Below are 16,720 nucleotides of genomic sequence, written 5' to 3'. Positions count from 1 at the left end.
CCATGACGCGGCTCGCTTACATATGGACCCGGGCGCTGCGGGCGGTTTTGTTCGCCGCCGCGGCCGCGCTGGGCCTGAGCGCCTGCGACGCGCCGGCCGACGCCGGCCCGGCGCGGCAGGCGGGGGCGCGGCCGTTCTCGGCGGCCGACTATGCCGAAGCGACGCCGGGCAAGGCCGGCGGCACGCTGCGGATCTCGACCTACGGCGATCCGACGTCGCTGGACTTCCACGCCATCTCGCATGGCGATGCGCAGTGGCTGGGGCGCATGATCTACGACAATCTGGTGTATCTGGATGCCGACGGCAAGATCTCGCCGTGGCTGGCCACGCGGTGGGACGTTTCGCCCGACGGCAAGACCTACACCTTCCACCTGCGCGACGACGTCACCTTCAGCGACGGCGCCAGGTTCAACGCCGCCGCCGTCAAGGCCAATCTGGAGCACATGCGCGCCCCGGCCACGCGTTCGCCGCTGGCTGCCGCCTATATCGCGCCTTACGTGGACGGCAAGGTGCTCAGCGAATACGTGTTCGAGGCAACGCTGCGCGAGCCTTACACGCCGTTCCTCTATGTGCTGGCGCAATCGTGGCTGTCGATGGAGTCGCCGCGCGCAATCAGCGACAATCCCGGCAAGCTGGGGGAGTTCCCGGTCGGCTCCGGACCGTTCGTGGTCGAGCGCTACACGCGCCAGCAAGGCATACGGCTGGTCAAGCGCAAGGATTACAACTGGTCGCCGCCGCAGGTCAGGCACCAGGGACCGGCGTACCTGGACCGGGTGGAAGTCGATTTCGTGCCCGAGCAGCTGATCCGCTACAACACGCTGCTGTCCGGACAGTACGACCTGACGATGGACGCGCCGACGCAGAACGCGGCGGCGATCCGGGCCGATCCGGCCTTCGTCTTCGACAACCGTATCCGCACCGGCTCGCCGTGGCGGGGCCTGGCGTTCAACACCGAACGCGCACCGTTCGACGATGTGCGGGTGCGGCGCGCGCTGGCGGCCGGCGTCGACCGCGAGGGGATCGTCAAGGTGGTCGGCTTTGGCGAATTCCAGCCCAAGGCGGATTTTCTGGCGGCCACGACGCGTTATTACGACCCATCGTTCCAGCAGGCGTTGCGCTACGACCCGGCGCAAGCGGCCAAGCTGCTCGACGAAGCCGGATGGACCGGACGCGACACCCAGGGCTACCGCACGCGCGCCGGCAAGCGCCTGAGCGCGGAGGTGCTGCTGTCGTCGGCGTTCCAGCCGAGCCCGATGCCTGCCGCGATCCAGTCCGACGCCCGCAAGCTGGGCATGGAGCTGACCATCACCCAGCTGCCGATGGGGCAAATGATCGACCGCCGCAGCGCCGGCACCTACCAGGCCGTGTTCGCCGGCGTGTGGCACACCAACACGCCGGACGCGCTGTTCATCGGCTACCACAGCGGCGAGATCAGCTCGGACAAGCGCATCGGCCAGAATATCTCGCGCCTGCGCGACGCCAAGCTTGACGGCTGGCTGGCGCAGGGCAGGCAAACGCAGGATGCCGCGCTGGCGAAGTCGGTCTACGCACAGGCGCAGCAACGTCTGACCGAACTGGTGCCGGCCATCCCGATCCACGAAAACTACTCTTCGATCGCCTACAGCACGCGGCTCAAGGGGCTGGTGTTCGATACCTCCCACAACACGGTGTTCTTGCCGAGCGTCTGGCTGGAGAAAAAATGAATCCGATCCGTAATGTCGTCAATAAAGTTTTGGGCGCGCTGGGTGTGATGCTGGGCGCAGCCACCCTGGCCTTTGCCGCCGTCAGCCTGACCGGCGGCGACACGGCCGTGGCGATCCTGGGCGGCGAAACCGCGCAGCCGACGCCGGAGGCGCTGGCCCGCGTGCGCGTCGACTATGGCCTGGACAGGCCGTTGCCGGTGCAGTACGCGATCTACCTCGGCAAGGTGGTGCAGGGCGATCTGGGGATTTCCTACCGCCTCAACGCACCGGTCACCGAGCTGATCGCCCAGCAGCTCGGCTACACGGTGACCTTGTCGCTGAGCGCCGCCGCCCTGGCGCTGCTGCTGGCCGTGCCGCTGGCGGTGGCCACCGCCGGACGGCGCCGCAGCCGCTGGCGCGGCGTCGCCTCGGCCAGCGAACTGATGCTGGCGTCGATGCCCGGCTTCGTGCTGGGGTTACTGTTGTTGTTGCTGTTTTCCTTCCGGCTGCGCTGGTTCCCGGCCTCCGGCTCGGACGGCTGGCGCGCGCTGGTGCTGCCGACGCTGACGTTGGCGTTGCCGATCACGCCGTGGCTGGCGCAGGTGCTGCGCCAGGAGCTGGACGATATCCTCGAACAGCCGTTCATCGCCATGGCCCGCGCGCGCGGCATGGGCGAAGCCGGCGTGCGGCTGCGCCACGCCATGCGCCACGCATTGCTGTCGCTGGTCACGCTGACCGGCTTCATCCTCGGTACCTTGCTGGCCGGCACGGCCGTGGTGGAGACCTTGTTTGCCCGGCGCGGCATTGGACGCTTGATGGTGGAGGCCACCGCAGGCAAGGACATTCCGCTGGTGCTCGGCATCACGCTGCTGTCGGCCTTGTTATACGCCGTCGTGCATATCCTGGTGGACGCGAGCTACGTGCTGATCGATCCGCGCCTGCGCCGTCCATCGCAAACTCTATCTGAAAACATCTCATGAACCAAGCTTATATCCCCACCCACGACGCCCCCACCGATGACCAGCTGCGCGCGCGTTTCGGTCCCATTTTCGACCGCATCGCCGCCGGTGCCGTCGAGCGCGAGCAGCAACGCAGCCTGCCGTTCGAAGCGGTCGGGTGGTTGCGTGAGGCCGGCTTCGGCGCGCTGCGCGTGCCGCAGCGCTACGGCGGCATCGGCGCCACCTTGCCGCAGTTTTTCGCGCTGCTGCTGGAGCTGGCGACGGCCGATTCGAACGTTTCGCATCTGTTGCGCGGGCACTTCGCCTTTCTTGAAAGCCGCCTCAATCACGAGGACGAGGCGACCCGCGAGTTCTGGTTTCCGAAGGTGGCGGAAGGCGCCCTGATCGGCTACGCGATGGCCGAGCGCACCGAGACCACCGGCACCAGCGCCACCATCACCCGCGACGGCGCGTCCTGGCTGTTGAACGGCAAGAAGTACTACAGCACCGGCACTATCTATGCCGACTGGATCGTGGCGTCGGTGGTCGACGGTGAGGAGCGCGTCAGCGTGGCTTTTCCGGCGACGCTGGAGGGCGTGACGCGGCTCGACGATTGGGACGGCTTCGGCCAGCGCATGACCGGCAGCGGCACCACCTTGTTCGACAATGTACGGCTGTCGGAAGAACATATCGTGCGGCGCTTCCCTTCGAAACCGCCGAGCTCATACCAAAAGGCCTTCCTGCAACTGGTGCTGCTGACCAGCATCGCCGGCGTCGGCCGCGCGGTGCTGCGCGACGCGGTCGCCTTCGTGCAGCCGCGCACCCGGGCCTTCGACGTGCAGGGGCAATCGAGTCCGCGCCTCGATCCGCTGGTGCAGCGGGTGGTCGGACGCATCGCCAGCCTGTCCTACGCGGCCGACAGCCTGGTGCACAGTGTGGCGCGCGCGTTGGAGCACAACTGGCAACAGGCGCGCGCGGGGACCGCCGACGACGCCTTGTATGTGGCGACCGAAATCGAGGCGTTCCAGGCGCAGCAGGTGGTGATCGATCTGGTGCTACAGGCAAGCACCTTGTTGTTCGAGGTCGGTGGCGCCTCGGCCACCAGCGAGACGCGGCGCTTCGACCGCCACTGGCGCAACGCCCGCACGGCCGCCTCGCACAACCCGGCCATTTTCCGCGAGCGCGCCATCGGCGATTACCTGTTGAACGGGACGGTGCCGGATTCGGGCTGGTGGAAGGAGCCGTCCGAAGGCCAACTGCCGCCCGCTGATCCCGCTTGAGTGGCCGGTCGGTGGTAGAGGCTTCCACACCTGCGCGGCCGTATCCTGAACGGCGCACTGTCCGACTGGTATTGCTTAATCAATCGGATCAGCTGTTGTTGATGGAAATCGCACTGCCGGACCGGCGCTTTTGGTGCACGATCGGGGGCGGCATCGAGGCCGGAGAGACGGTGCGGCAAGCGGCGCGCCGCGAAGCGCTTGAAGAGACGGGGCTGGCCGGTGCCGATCTCGAACTGGGACCCATTATCTGGCAAGGGGAGCATTTGATCGACCTTGGTGGGACCGCCACACTGCAGAAGGAGCAGTTCGTGCTGGCGCGCACGCGGCGCGAGCAACTCGGCGTGCAGAGTTTGACGCCCGAGGAGGAGCGGGTGGTCAAGGATTTCAGGTGGTGGTCGCTTGCGGAACTGGCCTCGACGCGGGAACTGATTTTCCCACCGCGCCTGCACCAGCATTTACAACCGGTCCTAGCCGGGCGTCTTCCGCCCGGCGCGGTGACCATAGAACTGGCCGGCGGCTAGCCGGCGCCGCCCAGATAGCGCGCGGCGAATTCCTCCGGGCCAACCGGCTTGCCGAGCAGGAAGCCCTGGACGATGTCGCAGCCGGCCTCGCGAAGCCAGTCCAGCTGCGGCTGTTCCTCGACGCCTTCGGCCACGACCGCCAGGCCGAAGCCGCGCGCCAGCGCCAGAATGGCGTGGACGATGGTTTCGCCGCGCTTGGGCAGCAATTGCACGAAGCTGCGGTCGACCTTGAGCTGGTTGATCGGGAAGCATTGCAGGTAGGCCAGCGACGAGTAGCCGGTGCCGAAATCGTCGATCGCCAGCCGCACGCCGAGCGCCCGCACGGCCTGCATGAAGGCGATGGCGCCGTCGACATCCTCCATCAGCACGCTCTCGGTCAGCTCCAGTTCGAGCCGGCCCGGCGCCAGGCCGCTTTGCGCCAAGGCGCGCGTGACATCGTCGATGAAGCACGGCTCGCGCAGCTGGCGGGCCGACATGTTGACCGCCAACATCAGCGCCGGCGCGCCGTCGCGCTCCCACGCGGCGACCTGGTCGCAGGCGCGGTGCAGCACCCAGCGGCCCAGTTGCACGATCAAGCCGCTGTCCTCGGCGATCGGAATGAATTCGGCCGGCGACACCGGTCCGTGCTCCGGATGGTTCCAGCGCAGCAGCGCCTCGACCCCGACCAGCGCGCCGTCGGCGCAGCCGAACTGCGGCTGGTAGTGCACGGACAGCCGGTCCTGCTCGATGGCGCGGCGCAGCTCCCGTTCCAGCGCGGCGCGGCGCTGGGTGGCGGCCGTCATCGCCGGCACGAACTCGGCGAGCCGGTTGCGCCCGCCGTGCTTGGCGTGGTACAGGGCGGTGTCGGCGCTGCTCATCAGCTCGCCCATGGTGCCGGCGTCGTCCGGGTACAGGCAGAAGCCGACGCTGGCGGTGGCGAAGAACTCGCCCTGCTTGAGCTGGAACGGCGCCTGCAACGCCTGCGTGACGCCCGCCGCCAGCGCCAGTGCGGCCGCGCGGTCGGGCACGGGACCGGCGATGATGGCGAATTCGTCGCCGCCGATGCGGCCTACCAGGTCCGAGCCGCGCACCGCGCCGGACAGGGCGGCGGCGACGTGCTGGAGCAACTCGTCGCCGGCGGCGTGGCCGGCGCTGTCGTTGACCAGTTTGAAGTTGTCCAGATCGACCAGCAGCAATGCCAGTTGCTGCCCGCTCGCCCGCGCGCCGTCGATGTCCGACGCGAGGCGTGCGTAGGTGGCGTGGCGGTTGGGCAGGCCCGTGACGTGGTCGGTATGGGCCATGTAATCGAGCTTGCGCTCGGCGGCGGCGACCCGGGCGCGCGTCTTGCGGCTGAGCGCGGCCACCCCCAGCATGGCCAGCAGCGAGGCCACCGTCAGCAGCGCGAGGTAGCGCAGCATGGCCGCGCGCAGCTTGCCGGTGCTGGTGTGCGTGACCGTGTGGCCGAGTGTGACGCCGCGGTGGCGCACCGTGTCGGTGACGTTGACCACGCCGGCGGGGGGCGCGTCGGCCGGTGGCAGGCGCGCCGGCAAGCGGCTGTCGGGATAGGAAAACTCGGCGAACAGATTGCCCTGCGCGTCGTAGACGCCGACCGCCCGCAGGCCGGGCGCGAAGCGGAACGCGCGCAGGGCGTCGGCGGCGGCCTCGCGGTCGCCGAACATCAGCGGCGCCGTCACGCTGTCGGCCACGATCGCCGCCTGCACCCGGGCGCCTTCGGTCAGCGCGTGGCGCATGTCGAGCAACTGATAGGCGATCAGCACGGCGCCGGCGATCACCAGGGCGGCGGCGGCGGCGATGACCTGGCCGGCGCCGAGCGCGCTGGAGATCGGCGCCGGCGTCGCGGGCGATGGCGGTTTCATCGGACGTTCCTCGCCAGCTTCAACAGGCGCGAGCTGAAACGCAGGCCGGCGCGCGCGGCTTCCTCGGTGTCGATGTCGAAGCGCAGGTGCTGGTCCTCCTCGACCAGCGCGACGGCGCCGCCGTAGCCGTTCTTGGGCTCGTCGACGATGGCGAGGATGCCGTTGGCCGCGCCGGCCGGACGCGCGGCGCCGGCGCGCAACACGGCGACGTCGCACTGGACGCCCGGACCCGGTTCGAGCACCGCCAGCTTGCGCTCGCCGACCGGCTTGCCCTGCAACTTGCGCAGGCTGTCCCACAAGGCGTGCGCGCTGCTCAGGCAAACGGTCAGCGGCCGCGCGCCCGCCGCCGCCGGCCAACTGGTGAATTGGGCGATGTTGTAGACGTAGGCCGCCTTGAGCGCGGCGTCGTCGGACTGGGCCCAGGCGCTGCGCGCCAATAGCGCCAACATCAGCAGGGCCAGCGCGCCGCTCGACAGCACCAGCAGCGTCACGCTGTGCGGTTCAGAACGCATAACCGATCTTGGCGGTCACGGTGTGCCCCTCGCGTGGAATCGATTCCTGCACAAACGCGGGACCGGCCGGGTCGGCGTAGCGGCGGTCGGCGGCATTGTAGAAGCTGACGGACCAATCGAGGCCGCCGGTGCGCCGGCGCGCTGGCGTGACGGTCAGGTTCACGGTGCAGAAGCCGGCGGTGGCGGCGTTTTGGGTGAGCCGGCCCGCCATGCATTGTCCTTCCACGCCCAGTGCCAGGGTGCCGCCGGTGCCCGGCAGCGGCCAGGTGCCATTGAGCTTGGCCATGTGGCGGGGCGAGTTGACCGGCCGCGCGCCGTCGCCGTTGCGCACCTGCTGCCACGCGTAGCTGGCGCGCAGCCGCGCGCCGCCGGCGTACAGGCGCTCGGCCGCCAGCTCGGCGCCGTTGGCCGATGCGCGCTCGGTGTTGTCGAACACCAGCAGGCCGTCCTCGCGCAAGGTCTCGGTGATCAGGCCGTCGAGGCGGTAGTGGAACATCGCCAGCGACAATTTGCTGTAGGCGTCGGGCCGGCGCTCCCACACCAGTTCTTGGGTGGCGATCTCCTCGGCGCGCAGGTGCGTGTTGGCCGCCTGGCCGCCTTCGCCCACGCCCACCGCGTAGTAGGACTCGTAGGCGTTGGGCGAGCGGTAGGCGGTGCCGTAGATCAGTTTGAACGTGTCGGCCGGCGTCGCGTGCCAGATCAGCGCCGCGCGCGGATTGAAGCGGGTGCCGGTGATGCTGTCGCGGTCGAAGCGCAGTCCGGCGTTGACGATCACCGTCGGCGCCAGACGCATCTCGTCTTCCAGATAGGCGCCCAGGCGGCTGTCGGCGCGGCGGTCGTCCAATTTGACCTGGTACGGATCCGGATCGAAATTGAACTGGTCGCGCCGGGCGTTGCGCTGCGCGTCCAGGCCGGCCACCAGCTTGTGTCCGGCGATGCCGGTGAGCGTGGCGTTGACGTTCAGGCCGTACCAGGCGGCGTGGTCGCCGTCGACGTTGGCGCGCGGCCGGCCCTGATCGTCCGGATACAGGCCGACTCCCAGGTAATCGGCGCGGCCCCAGTCGATGCGGGTCGACACCGCCACCGTTTCGCTGGGGGCCGCGTTGTAGGACAGGCTGGCGAAGCTTTGGGCGTCGCGCGTGTAGTTGGGGGTGTTGAATACGGCGCCGAAGGACGCCGTCGGCACGCCCTTGACGCGCGTGACGTGGCCGGCGCTGATGCCCCAGCCGTCGCGGCCGGCCTTGATGAAGGCGCCGCGCGCGCGTTGGTAGTCCAAGCCCTCGGCCAGGCCGTTGTTCTGTTCAGGCGTGTCGAACTCGGGCGCGTACAGGGCGCCGCCGCGCCTGGTGGAGGCGTTGACGGAAAACAGTACGTCGGTGCCGTCCTGGGCATGGTAGCCGTAGCTGGCGCGCGCCCGCCGTTCGCCCTTGCCGCCGACCGAAATCGTCCCCTGCGGACCGGCCATGGCGCTGCCGGTCTTGGTGACGACGTTGATGACGCCGAACAGCGCGTTCGAGCCGTAGACCGCCGCGCCCGGGCCGGGCACGTATTCGATGCGCTCGACCAGGTCCATGTCGACCAGGCTGTCCTGGCCGATGGAGGCTTGGTCGTAGACGCTGTCGTTGACCCGAACGCCGTCGATCAGCAGCAGGAAACGGCTGTCGTAGTCGCCCGGGCGCAGGAAGCCGCGCGCGCCGAGGTAGTCGTAGTTGCGGTCGCTCGAGACGTACAGGCCGGGCAGGGAGGCCAGGGCCGCGCCCAGGGTGCGCCAGCCATGCTCGCGCACATCCTGCGAGGTCAGCACGGAGACCGCGGACGGCGCTTCGCTGACACGCTGGGCGAAGCGGGAGGCGGAGGTCACCATGGTGACCTCCATCAGGCTTTCGAGCGACAGGGTGCTCAGTTCCTCCGCCTCGGAAGGCGGGGCGGACTGGGTTGTTTCAACGGCCAGGGCGCGGCTTGCCTGCAGCGCCAGCAGTACTAACAGCGTGACGCAGCGGAAGCGCGGTGCACGGCGATCTGATGAGTTCACGGTATGCAATGATTTATTGGTTTTTAGAAAGTATGTTACTCCTTGTAATGGCTGGAAATGCCGTTTTTTAGTATTTTGAAAATGTTCCTGTGCGTGCTTGCAACAGCACAGCAACGGCGCGCGTGGCTGAGCTCGCTTAGGTCGCGAGCGCTTAGACCTGGACCGCTTCGATCAGCAACGCATGCTCGAACCGGAGCGTCACTTTCGGGTTGCCGCCGCCATGCACCTCGCCCAGGTCGCGGCCGTCGATATAGTCGCGCAGGCGCCAGCGGCCGGCGCCCAGGCCGCGTATCTCGACCGGCCCGTCCCAGCGCGGCGCGTAGAATGCGAAATACAGCCTGCCGTCCTTCTCCACCGCGTGGCCTTCCGGCTTGTCGAAGCCGATGTCGTACAGCTCGCCCCGGTAGATGCCCTTGGGCAGCATCTTGTCGCGGTAGATACCGATCCACTTGCGCCACTTGTCCTCGCGCTGCGGCGTCAGCAGGAAGCTGTCCTTCGGCTTGGGATCGACCGGCCAGGTGAATTTGGTCGACAGCACCGCGCCGATGCCGATGGTGGAGGCGAAATCCTCGCCGCCGTCGCTCAGTTCGACGTGGTCGCCGGCGTACGGCGCGGACGGCCCCATCAGCGCCTTCAGGGTCTTGCCCTTGTGGCGGACCTGCCACGACGACAACGGGTCGGCGGCCGGCGCCTGGTTCATGTACGGCATGTTGTGGAACGAGTACGAGGTGCCGCAGGGGCACAGCTCGACCACCGCCTTCGGGTTGATTTCCATCGCGGTGTCGTACACCATCTTCCAGAAATCCTGGAGCTTCTCGACCGATTCCTCCGGGCGGGCGTGCTTGTGGGCCGGGTTGTAGCAGGGCGCCACGCCGTTCAGGTGCTGGCCGTCGAGCTTGAGGCCCTGGTAGCCCCATTCGCCGAGGATCTTGCGCACCAGGTCGCGCGTCATGTCGATGGTGGGCTGGTAGGCCGGGCACAGGTACAGGCTGTTCCACCAGGTGACCAGCTGCGGCGCGCCGTCCTTGTCGAGCAACAGCATATCGGTGTGGTCGTGCAGCAGGTCCGAGCCGGGGTCGACCGCCAGCGGCGTGATCCACAGGCGCGCCTTCAGGCCGGCTTCCTTGATCGAGCCGACCAGGCCGCGCATGTCGGCCTCGCCGCCCGGGAATTTCTTGGTGTCGATCTTCCAGTCGCCCTCGTTGGTCTGCCATCCGTCGTCGAGGACCGCCCATTCCAGCCCCAGTTCCTTGGCTTTCTTCAAGGTGCCGACCATTAGCGGCACCGTGAAATCGCGCTCGTAACCCCAGGCGCACCAGATCGGCTCGTAGCATTCATCCGGGCAGTCGGGCGAGCGCAGACCGCGTTCGGCCATCACCTGGCGGTAGCGGTCCAGCGCGCCGAAGTAGTCGCCCGTGTGCAGCGCCAGGAAGGTGTCGAGCGTGGTGAGCGATTCACCCGGTTGCAAAGTGACATCGAGCTCGCACTCGACGGCCAGCGCCGCGCCGCCCTTGACCTCGCGCACCGGCAGTGCCACCAGGCGCGGGACGGTGTCGATGTGGCCGACGGCCAGGCCGCAGTCGCGCTGCCAGACGTCGGCCGCCGGCGTGCCGCTGCCGTAATCGGACGCGTTCATGCCCATGAAGTTGCGCTGGTCGAAGCCGGCTTTGAGCGGCTGGACCCAGTCGCGCCGGTCCAGGTGGCTGGCGCCGGAAAAGGTCCAGAATTCGGCTGTGCGGCCGGCGGCGGGTTGCAAGGTGTGTCCGCTGTTGCTCCAGGCGGTGAAGGGGAGCGCGGCGGCGCCGGTGTTGCGGTAGCCGACGCGGATGATGGCGAAGCCGGGATGGCGCTCGTAGAAGGTGACGTTGACGGTCTTCTCGACGCCTTCGGCGGCCACGCCGGTGAAGCGGTGGCGCACGCCGGCGCCATGCGGACCGTCGACGCGGTCGGCCGCCTGCGCGGTCAGCGCGAAGCGTTCGATCCAGCGGCCGGTTTTCAGGCGCAGCCGTTCGCTCGGCGCGAAGGCGGTGACGGCGGTGACGGCGGTGGGGTTGGGGCGGGGCGCATGTTTCGAGAGCACGCGGCAGCGCAACTGGCCGTCGAATTCCAGCGCCATGGCGGCGTCGCCGATGCGGGCGACGTTCTTGCCGCCGGCCTTGGCGGCCGCCATCGTGGCCGCTTCGGCGGCCCAGGCGGCGGAGGCCACCGGCACGGCCACGGCCGTTCCGGCCAGCCATCCGAGCAGCGTGCGGCGCCGCTGGTCGTGTCCGTTGTCGATGAGCTTGTCGTGTTGCTGTGGCTGGTCCCGGTCGCTGGCTTTTTGATGCGCTTGCTTCATACATCTCCTCGTCTGTCTTGTAGGTGGACTGCATGGCCGGCGCACGGCGGCCGCAGCGACCGCCTACACCAGCACGACTTGCGCGCCGCGTGCCCGCAGCGCTTCGACCGTCTCCGGCGCCGCGCCGGCGTCGGTGATGATGCGGTCGACTTGTTCGATCTTCGCGATCACGGACAGGCTGCGCCGTCCGAGCTTGGACGAGTCGCCCACCGCGACCACGCTGCGCGCGATCTCCAGCATGCGCGAGTTCAAACGCGCCTCCAGCAGGTGCGGCGTCATCACGCCGATCTCCGGATCGAGGCCGTCGAAGCCGAGGAACAGGATGTCCGCGTGCAGACCCTGCAACGCCGCCTCGGCCTGCGGCCCGCCCAATGAATACGAACTGGGCCGCAGCACGCCGCCCAGCATGATCAACGTCACGTGCGGCGCGCCGGCCAGCAGCACCGCGATGTTGAGCGCGTTGGTGATGACGTTGATCGACTGCAGCTTCAGGCCGCGTATCTGCTTGGCGATTTCCGCCGTCGTCGTGCCCGAATCGAGCACGATGGTTTGTCCCTCGCCGATCAGTTGCACGGCCGCCTCGGCGATGCGCATCTTCTCGGCGCGGCGCAAGGTTTGCTTGACGCCGATCGGCAGGTCTTCATCGGCCCGCTGGGCCAGGGCGCCGCCGCGCGTGCGGACCACCGCGCCGATCTCGGCCAGCGCGTTCAGGTCGCTGCGCACGGTCACTTGCGAGATGTCGAACATCGTCACCAGTTCGGCCACGGTGATCCGGCCGCGCTCGGCGACCAGCTCGCGGATGTGGCGGCGCCGTTCTTCCACCAGCAGGTTGTTGTCGGCTGGCGCTTCCTTTGCTATCGCTTTCGCTTCCGTCTTCTGGGTTGTTTTCATTGCCGGTCTTTCCAATTTTGCGCGAATAAAGAGTGTTCCCGATGATACAGGACGCCCGGCGCGAAAAGAATCGAAAGTTCGGCGTTATCCTTTTTTCAGTCTTTTTTGGCCTTCGCCGGGGCGTTTTTCCACGCGTTCGGGAAGGTTTTTTCGGCGTTTTCCCGGAACAGCTTGTCGATCACCGCGCGCGGCAGCTCAAGACCGGGCACCGGCGTGTCCAGTTCCGGCACCATCTGGCTCTCGGCGGTGGCGAAGTAGCGCCAGTCGCGCCGCCAGACAGTGTCCAGGTCCCTGGCGAAATCGGCGTCGGGCTGGGCGGACGATTGGGCCAGGTCGGAGCCGTACATCAGGCGGTTCTGGTATTTGATGAAGAATGCGCGCACGCGCTCGCGATCGCGCTGCGACTGGTACTGCAATTGGCCGATGCGGGCGGCGACATCGACGTTGACGGCGGGGTGCGCGTCCAGAAAACGCGCCAGCAGGTCGATGTCCCATTCGAGCGAGGCCAGGTGAACGCCGGTGAAGCGGAGCGTCGGATGCTTGGCGAGCAGGCGGTCGCGTGCGGCCATCTGCTGCTCGTAGCTGGGCATTTCCGGGTGCCGGTACATGTGGTAGGCCGGATGGGCTTTGAAATATTCGCGGTCGCTGTTGACCGTCATTTTTTCGAGCGGCAGCCAGCAGTTGTGAGGTTCGCCCTGGTGGCCGAGCACCATGGCGCCGCGTTGGGCCAGGCCGTCGAACAGACGGTCGAAGCGGGCGTCGTCCACCATCACCAGTTTGCCGGCGGCGTCGCGCAGGTCCATGCCGATGTTTTTCCAGACCTTGACGCCGACGGCGCCGTCGGCCAGGGCGGTGTCGAGGTCTTTGAGGGTGGCTTCGGTCCAGCCGGGGCGCTCGAAGTCCTTGGTGGAGAATGTCGCGACCCAGGCGACATCCTTCGGGTTGGCGTGCGCCAGTTTGCTGGCGACTTGCCGTTGACGCGCCGGAGGAGGGAGTCGCCGTAGTCGACGTTGATGGTCAGTGCGTGGAAGTTGTCCTTGCGGGCTTGCTTCAGATAGGCGGTCTGGCTGTCGCCATGCAGGTGCAGATGGGCGTCGATCTTCGCTACCTTTTCGAAGTCGGCCATGGTGTAATTGCTTTGTGCGGCTTGCGCCGACAAGGCCGGCAGCATCGCCAGCATGAGACGGATGAGGGTGGAGCGCATCGGACTTCCTCTTGTATTGGTGGTTCAGCTGTTGTCGGACAAGCGATGCAGCGCGATGGCGTCGAGCGGCGTGCCGGCGTTGCGGGCGGCGTACAAGGCCGCGCCGATGACCGGTGCGAACAGCGGCGGCGATACCAGATATGGTCGCGCGCGGCCGGCCAGCGCCCTGGTGAGCGGCGTCCGCAACGGCCCGTCCGGGCCAACCAGTCCGCCGGTGAACGACACCGCGACGTCGACATCGTCGGCCACGTTCAGCGCGGCGCGCACCGCATCGACCAGGTCGGCGAGCTCGCCGGCGGCGTCGTCGATGATCGCCATGGCCTGGCGGTCGCCCAGCGCGGCGGCCTCGCTCACCAGCCGCGATAATCGCGCGATCCCGCTGCGTTCGCGCTTCAAATCGCCATAGACCACGCCGCACAGGTCCAAATCCTCGTCCAGCGACAGGCGCTCGCGCACCAATGCATACAGCTCGCCGCGCGGCGTACGGCCGTCGCTCATGCGCGAAAACAAAGCCAGGCCGGCGCGGGCGATCCAGTGGGCCGACCCCTCGTCGCTGAACAATTCACCCCAGCCGCCCGCGCGTGCCTGCTTGCCGGCGTATTCGCCGTAAGCCATCGAGCCGGTGCCGGCGATGATGCTGATGCCGTCCGCGCAAGCCAGCGAGCCGGCCCAGCTGCATACCATGTCGTTGTTGCAGCGGTAGCGGTCGTGGCCGAGGATGGCGCGCGGCAGCGCGTCGAGCGCGGGCACGACGGCGCGGTCTTCGCCATAGGCGGGCAGGCCGAAGAAGGCCTGCGCGATGTCCTCGGCCCGCACGCCTGCGTTGGCGAACAGCGCGCGGCAACCGCGCTCCAGCATCGCGGCGGCGCCTTCCATCCCGACCTCGAGATAGTAGGCGCTGCCTTCCTCGTGGCGCGCGCGCACGTTGCCGTCCGCGTCCACCAGTGCGAACGCGGTCTTGGTGCCGCCGCCGTCAACGCCCAGAAACATCGTTTTTTCCTTCACATGGATAAATCGTCACGCCGCGCACCACCCGGTTGACCGTGCCGGAGACGCTGGGCGTGTCCGGGCGCAGACCGAGGTCGAGCGATTGCAGCAGCGCGTAGCTTTGGCAGAATACGATATACGGCAGCGCCAGCGCCAGTTCGTTGGCGTTGTCCACGCCGTCCAGCAGCACGCAATCGTTACCCAGCGCCGGTTCGGCGATGCCGCTCAGGGCCAGCACGCGGCCGGCGCGGCCGTCGTTGCGCAGTTCGCGCAAGAGGTCGAGATCGTAGCGGCGCGCGTGAGCGTCGTTCGACAGCATGACCACCACCAAGGTGCGGTCGTTGACGATGGTCTTCGGTCCGTGGCGGAAGCCCAGCGGCGAATCGAACAGCGCCACCACCTGACCATCGGTCAGTTCCAGCAGTTTCAGCGCGGCTTCGCGCGCCAAGCCGCGCAACTCGTTGCTGCCGAGGTAGACGACACGGTTGAAGCGCTGCGCCACCAGTTGGTTCAGCAGCGGCAGGGCGCTATGCAGCAATTGTCGCGCGGCGGCCGATGGCGCTTGCACGGCTTCGTCAGCGACCGCGCCGAAGGCCAGCGCGGCCGACAGCAGCATCGAGGTGAAGCTGGTGGTCATGGCGAAGCCGCGGTCGTGCGTCGCCTCCGGCAGCAGGATCGCCAGTGCGTTGGCGCGGCCCTCGGCCATGCTATACAGCTCGCCGTCGGCGTTGCAGGTGATGACCAGGTGGTGCACGTCGGCCACCAGCTGGTCGGCCAGCGCCACCGCCGCCACGCTTTCAGGGCTGCTGCCGGAGCGGCCGAACGAGACCAGCAAGGTCGGCACGGCCGGTTGCAGGAACGAATGCGGGCCCGATACCAGGTCGGTGGTCGGCACGGCTTCGGCGCGCAGTCCCTGGCGCAGCAGCGCCGGGACCAGGCATTCGCCGATGAAGGCCGAGGTGCCGGCGCCGGTCAGCACGATGCGCAGGTCCGGCCGCGCCAGCAGCGGGGCGAGGAAGGCGTCGACGTCGGCGCGCCGGCTGTTCAGCAGTTCGGCGATGGCCGGCCAGACGGCGCTTTGTTGGGCGACTTCGCGCGCCGTCAGGCCCGCGCCGGCCGCGTCCAGCTTATCCTCGTCGATGCCGATGATGCTTGTTTTGGTATCTACTACTAACATGTTTCCAACTCCTTTGTTGCGGCGCCTGCCGTGCAGGCGTCCATATATTGGCGCAGCACTTTGGCCACGCCTTCCTTGAGCAAGTCGGCCGGACGGTTGCGCAGTCGGCCTTCGCGCACCCCCTCGTACTGGGCCGGCAGGTACTGGCTCAGCAAGGTCAGTGGCGGCGCGTTGCGTTCGAGGTAATCGATCAATGCGGTTTGTGCTCGCTGGATCGCCGGGTGCGGCCAGTAGTAGCGAATCCGGTCGCTCAGGCTGTACTGCTGGTCGAAGCGCACGCGCACCGGATCGCCGTAGTATTTGAGCCAGTAGCCCGGTTCGGCGCGCATGGTCTCCAGCACCACGTTCTTGAAGTTGGAACCGGGACGGCCGTCGAGCATTTCCTCTTCGATGTCGGCCAGCGCCCACAGCGTCTCGCGCAGCGCGAAGGTCAGGCCGGGGCCGACCTTGAGGATGGCGAAGTGGTCGCGCACCAGCGCCGCCAGGCTGTCGCGGATCTGGTAGTCGGTCGAATGGGCTTCGTAAACCAGGGTGGATTCGCCCTCGATGAAGCGGCTCAACTCGCGTGCTTTTTCCGGGCGGTAGTCGATCACCTTGTGGTGGTCGAACTCGACGCCGGGCTGCACCACCAGGCCGATCACGCGCGGCCAAGCCGCTTGCAAGCCGGCTTCGGCGAAGGCGGCGCGGTGCACGGCGCTGGTGGCGGCGGCCGCCTGCGGCGTGGTGACGGCCAGTTCGTCGAGGTCCTCGTGGGCGCCGCCGGGCACCGGCACTTCGGTGCCGACGATGTAGACCGGGGCCTCGCCGCCGGCTTGCTGCCAGGCGGCTTCGGCGACCGCGCACAGGCGCGCGGCGCGGCAGGCGACGATGGCGTCGGGCAGGGGTACCTGATCGCCGGCGCACGACATCGAGCAGTCCAGGTGGATCTTGCGGAAGCCGGCCAGTACGTATTGTTCGATCAGCAGCTCGGCCTTCGCCATGGCGTCGTCGGCCGGCTGGTCCTGCCAGGCGTTCGGTCCGAGGTGGTCGCCGCCGAGCAGCACGCTGTCGCGCGCCAGCCCGACCTTGTCGGCGATGCCGTGCACGAAGTCGCGGAAGCTGGCCGGCGTCATGCCGGTGTAGCCGCCATCCTGGTTGACCTGGTTGGAGGTGGCTTCAATCAGCACCGGCTCGCCGGCGGCGGCCGCCACTTCCATGGCCGCTTCGATCACCAGCGGATGGGCCGAGCACACCGAATAGATGCCGGCCGCTTCGCCGGCCTTGTGGCGCCGCACCAGATTGAGAAGATATTGCATGTCAGGT

At 68.0% G+C, this 16,720-nt stretch carries 14 protein-coding genes; 4 read left to right on the top strand and 10 right to left on the bottom strand.

From position 1 onward, the window contains the following. The first annotated feature begins 2 nt into the window (after nt 1-2). Genes AC0IYS_RS17280 through AC0IYS_RS17265 form a run of 4 tightly spaced genes read left to right on the top strand, consistent with a single transcriptional unit; the run spans nt 3 to nt 4,421 of the window. On the top strand, nt 3-1,703 hold the full coding sequence (locus tag AC0IYS_RS17280) for an ABC transporter substrate-binding protein (RefSeq protein WP_471706326.1): 1,701 nt from the start codon (nt 3-5) through the stop codon (nt 1,701-1,703). Beyond that, nucleotides 1,700-2,662 carry an ABC transporter permease gene (locus AC0IYS_RS17275; RefSeq protein WP_471706325.1) on the top strand — a complete coding sequence of 321 codons (963 nt, stop codon included), beginning with the start codon at nt 1,700-1,702 and terminating at the stop codon, nt 2,660-2,662. The genes AC0IYS_RS17280 and AC0IYS_RS17275 overlap by 4 nt, the downstream gene beginning before the upstream one ends. Continuing rightward, complete coding sequence (locus AC0IYS_RS17270; protein WP_471706324.1) at nt 2,659-3,900, top strand: acyl-CoA dehydrogenase family protein; 1,242 nt, start codon at nt 2,659-2,661, stop codon at nt 3,898-3,900. The genes AC0IYS_RS17275 and AC0IYS_RS17270 overlap by 4 nt, the downstream gene beginning before the upstream one ends. Before the next feature lie 11 nt (nt 3,901-3,911). After that, nucleotides 3,912-4,421, top strand: a complete 510-nt coding sequence (locus AC0IYS_RS17265; protein ID WP_471706323.1) for an NUDIX hydrolase — start codon at nt 3,912-3,914, stop codon at nt 4,419-4,421. Here AC0IYS_RS17265 and AC0IYS_RS17260 read toward each other — a convergent pair. The 10 genes from AC0IYS_RS17260 to AC0IYS_RS17215 all read right to left on the bottom strand — a co-directional run bounded on the left by AC0IYS_RS17260 (nt 4,418) and on the right by AC0IYS_RS17215 (nt 16,713). Further along, on the bottom strand, nt 4,418-6,277 hold the full coding sequence (locus AC0IYS_RS17260) for a putative bifunctional diguanylate cyclase/phosphodiesterase (protein ID WP_471706322.1): 1,860 nt from the start codon (nt 6,275-6,277) through the stop codon (nt 4,418-4,420). The genes AC0IYS_RS17265 and AC0IYS_RS17260 overlap by 4 nt on opposite strands. After that, on the bottom strand, nt 6,274-6,789 hold the full coding sequence (locus tag AC0IYS_RS17255; RefSeq protein WP_471706321.1) for a YfiR family protein: 516 nt from the start codon (nt 6,787-6,789) through the stop codon (nt 6,274-6,276). Before AC0IYS_RS17255 ends, AC0IYS_RS17260 begins: the two co-directional genes overlap by 4 nt. Continuing rightward, nucleotides 6,779-8,821: a TonB-dependent receptor plug domain-containing protein gene (locus AC0IYS_RS17250; RefSeq protein WP_471706320.1), complete on the bottom strand. Its 2,043-nt coding sequence runs from the start codon at nt 8,819-8,821 to the stop codon at nt 6,779-6,781. The genes AC0IYS_RS17255 and AC0IYS_RS17250 overlap by 11 nt, the downstream gene beginning before the upstream one ends. A gap of 151 nt (nt 8,822-8,972) precedes the next feature. Continuing rightward, a complete protein-coding gene (locus tag AC0IYS_RS17245) occupies nt 8,973-11,159 on the bottom strand; it encodes a glycoside hydrolase family 36 protein (RefSeq protein WP_471706319.1) in 2,187 nt (728 codons plus the stop codon). A 63-nt stretch (nt 11,160-11,222) separates the two neighbouring features. Then, the gene (locus AC0IYS_RS17240; protein ID WP_471706318.1) at nt 11,223-12,050 is read right to left on the bottom strand and encodes a DeoR/GlpR family DNA-binding transcription regulator; all 828 of its coding nucleotides are present in this window, start codon (nt 12,048-12,050) and stop codon (nt 11,223-11,225) included. Nucleotides 12,051-12,145: 95 nt separating this feature from the next. Further along, the gene (locus AC0IYS_RS17235) at nt 12,146-12,853 is read right to left on the bottom strand and encodes an amidohydrolase family protein (RefSeq protein ID WP_471706317.1); all 708 of its coding nucleotides are present in this window, start codon (nt 12,851-12,853) and stop codon (nt 12,146-12,148) included. Continuing rightward, a complete protein-coding gene (locus AC0IYS_RS17230) occupies nt 12,820-13,254 on the bottom strand; it encodes a hypothetical protein (RefSeq protein ID WP_471706316.1) in 435 nt (144 codons plus the stop codon). Before AC0IYS_RS17230 ends, AC0IYS_RS17235 begins: the two co-directional genes overlap by 34 nt. Before the next feature lie 24 nt (nt 13,255-13,278). Then, entirely contained in the window at nt 13,279-14,244 is a 966-nt protein-coding gene (locus AC0IYS_RS17225) for an N-acetylglucosamine kinase (RefSeq protein WP_471706315.1), read from the bottom strand. Continuing rightward, nucleotides 14,228-15,418 carry an SIS domain-containing protein gene (locus AC0IYS_RS17220; protein WP_471706314.1) on the bottom strand — a complete coding sequence of 397 codons (1,191 nt, stop codon included), beginning with the start codon at nt 15,416-15,418 and terminating at the stop codon, nt 14,228-14,230. The genes AC0IYS_RS17225 and AC0IYS_RS17220 overlap by 17 nt, the downstream gene beginning before the upstream one ends. Then, nucleotides 15,412-16,713 (bottom strand): D-tagatose-bisphosphate aldolase, class II, non-catalytic subunit, encoded by a 1,302-nt coding sequence (locus AC0IYS_RS17215; RefSeq protein ID WP_471706313.1) that lies wholly within the window; start codon nt 16,711-16,713, stop codon nt 15,412-15,414. Before AC0IYS_RS17215 ends, AC0IYS_RS17220 begins: the two co-directional genes overlap by 7 nt. Nucleotides 16,714-16,720 lie beyond the last annotated feature (7 nt).

It is taken from the genome of Duganella sp. AC237 (assembly GCF_979254035.1).
This window is presented reverse-complemented; position numbering and strand designations above follow the sequence as displayed.

What these genes read in the sequence shown, in the direction of transcription:
- AC0IYS_RS17245 (WP_471706319.1), bottom strand. Translation starts at nt 11,159, where the DNA reads ATGAAGCAAGCGCATCAAAAAGCCAGCGACCGGGACCAGCCACAGCAA.
- AC0IYS_RS17225 (WP_471706315.1), bottom strand. Translation starts at nt 14,244, where the DNA reads ATGTTTCTGGGCGTTGACGGCGGCGGCACCAAGACCGCGTTCGCACTG.
- AC0IYS_RS17215 (WP_471706313.1), bottom strand. Translation starts at nt 16,713, where the DNA reads ATGCAATATCTTCTCAATCTGGTGCGGCGCCACAAGGCCGGCGAAGCG.
- AC0IYS_RS17255 (WP_471706321.1), bottom strand. Translation starts at nt 6,789, where the DNA reads ATGCGTTCTGAACCGCACAGCGTGACGCTGCTGGTGCTGTCGAGCGGC.
- AC0IYS_RS17275 (WP_471706325.1), top strand. Translation starts at nt 1,700, where the DNA reads ATGAATCCGATCCGTAATGTCGTCAATAAAGTTTTGGGCGCGCTGGGT.
- AC0IYS_RS17270 (WP_471706324.1), top strand. Translation starts at nt 2,659, where the DNA reads ATGAACCAAGCTTATATCCCCACCCACGACGCCCCCACCGATGACCAG.
- AC0IYS_RS17230 (WP_471706316.1), bottom strand. Translation starts at nt 13,254, where the DNA reads ATGCGCTCCACCCTCATCCGTCTCATGCTGGCGATGCTGCCGGCCTTG.
- AC0IYS_RS17220 (WP_471706314.1), bottom strand. Translation starts at nt 15,418, where the DNA reads ATGTTAGTAGTAGATACCAAAACAAGCATCATCGGCATCGACGAGGAT.
- AC0IYS_RS17260 (WP_471706322.1), bottom strand. Translation starts at nt 6,277, where the DNA reads ATGAAACCGCCATCGCCCGCGACGCCGGCGCCGATCTCCAGCGCGCTC.
- AC0IYS_RS17240 (WP_471706318.1), bottom strand. Translation starts at nt 12,050, where the DNA reads ATGAAAACAACCCAGAAGACGGAAGCGAAAGCGATAGCAAAGGAAGCG.
- AC0IYS_RS17235 (WP_471706317.1), bottom strand. Translation starts at nt 12,853, where the DNA reads ATGGACCTGCGCGACGCCGCCGGCAAACTGGTGATGGTGGACGACGCC.
- AC0IYS_RS17280 (WP_471706326.1), top strand. Translation starts at nt 3, where the DNA reads ATGACGCGGCTCGCTTACATATGGACCCGGGCGCTGCGGGCGGTTTTG.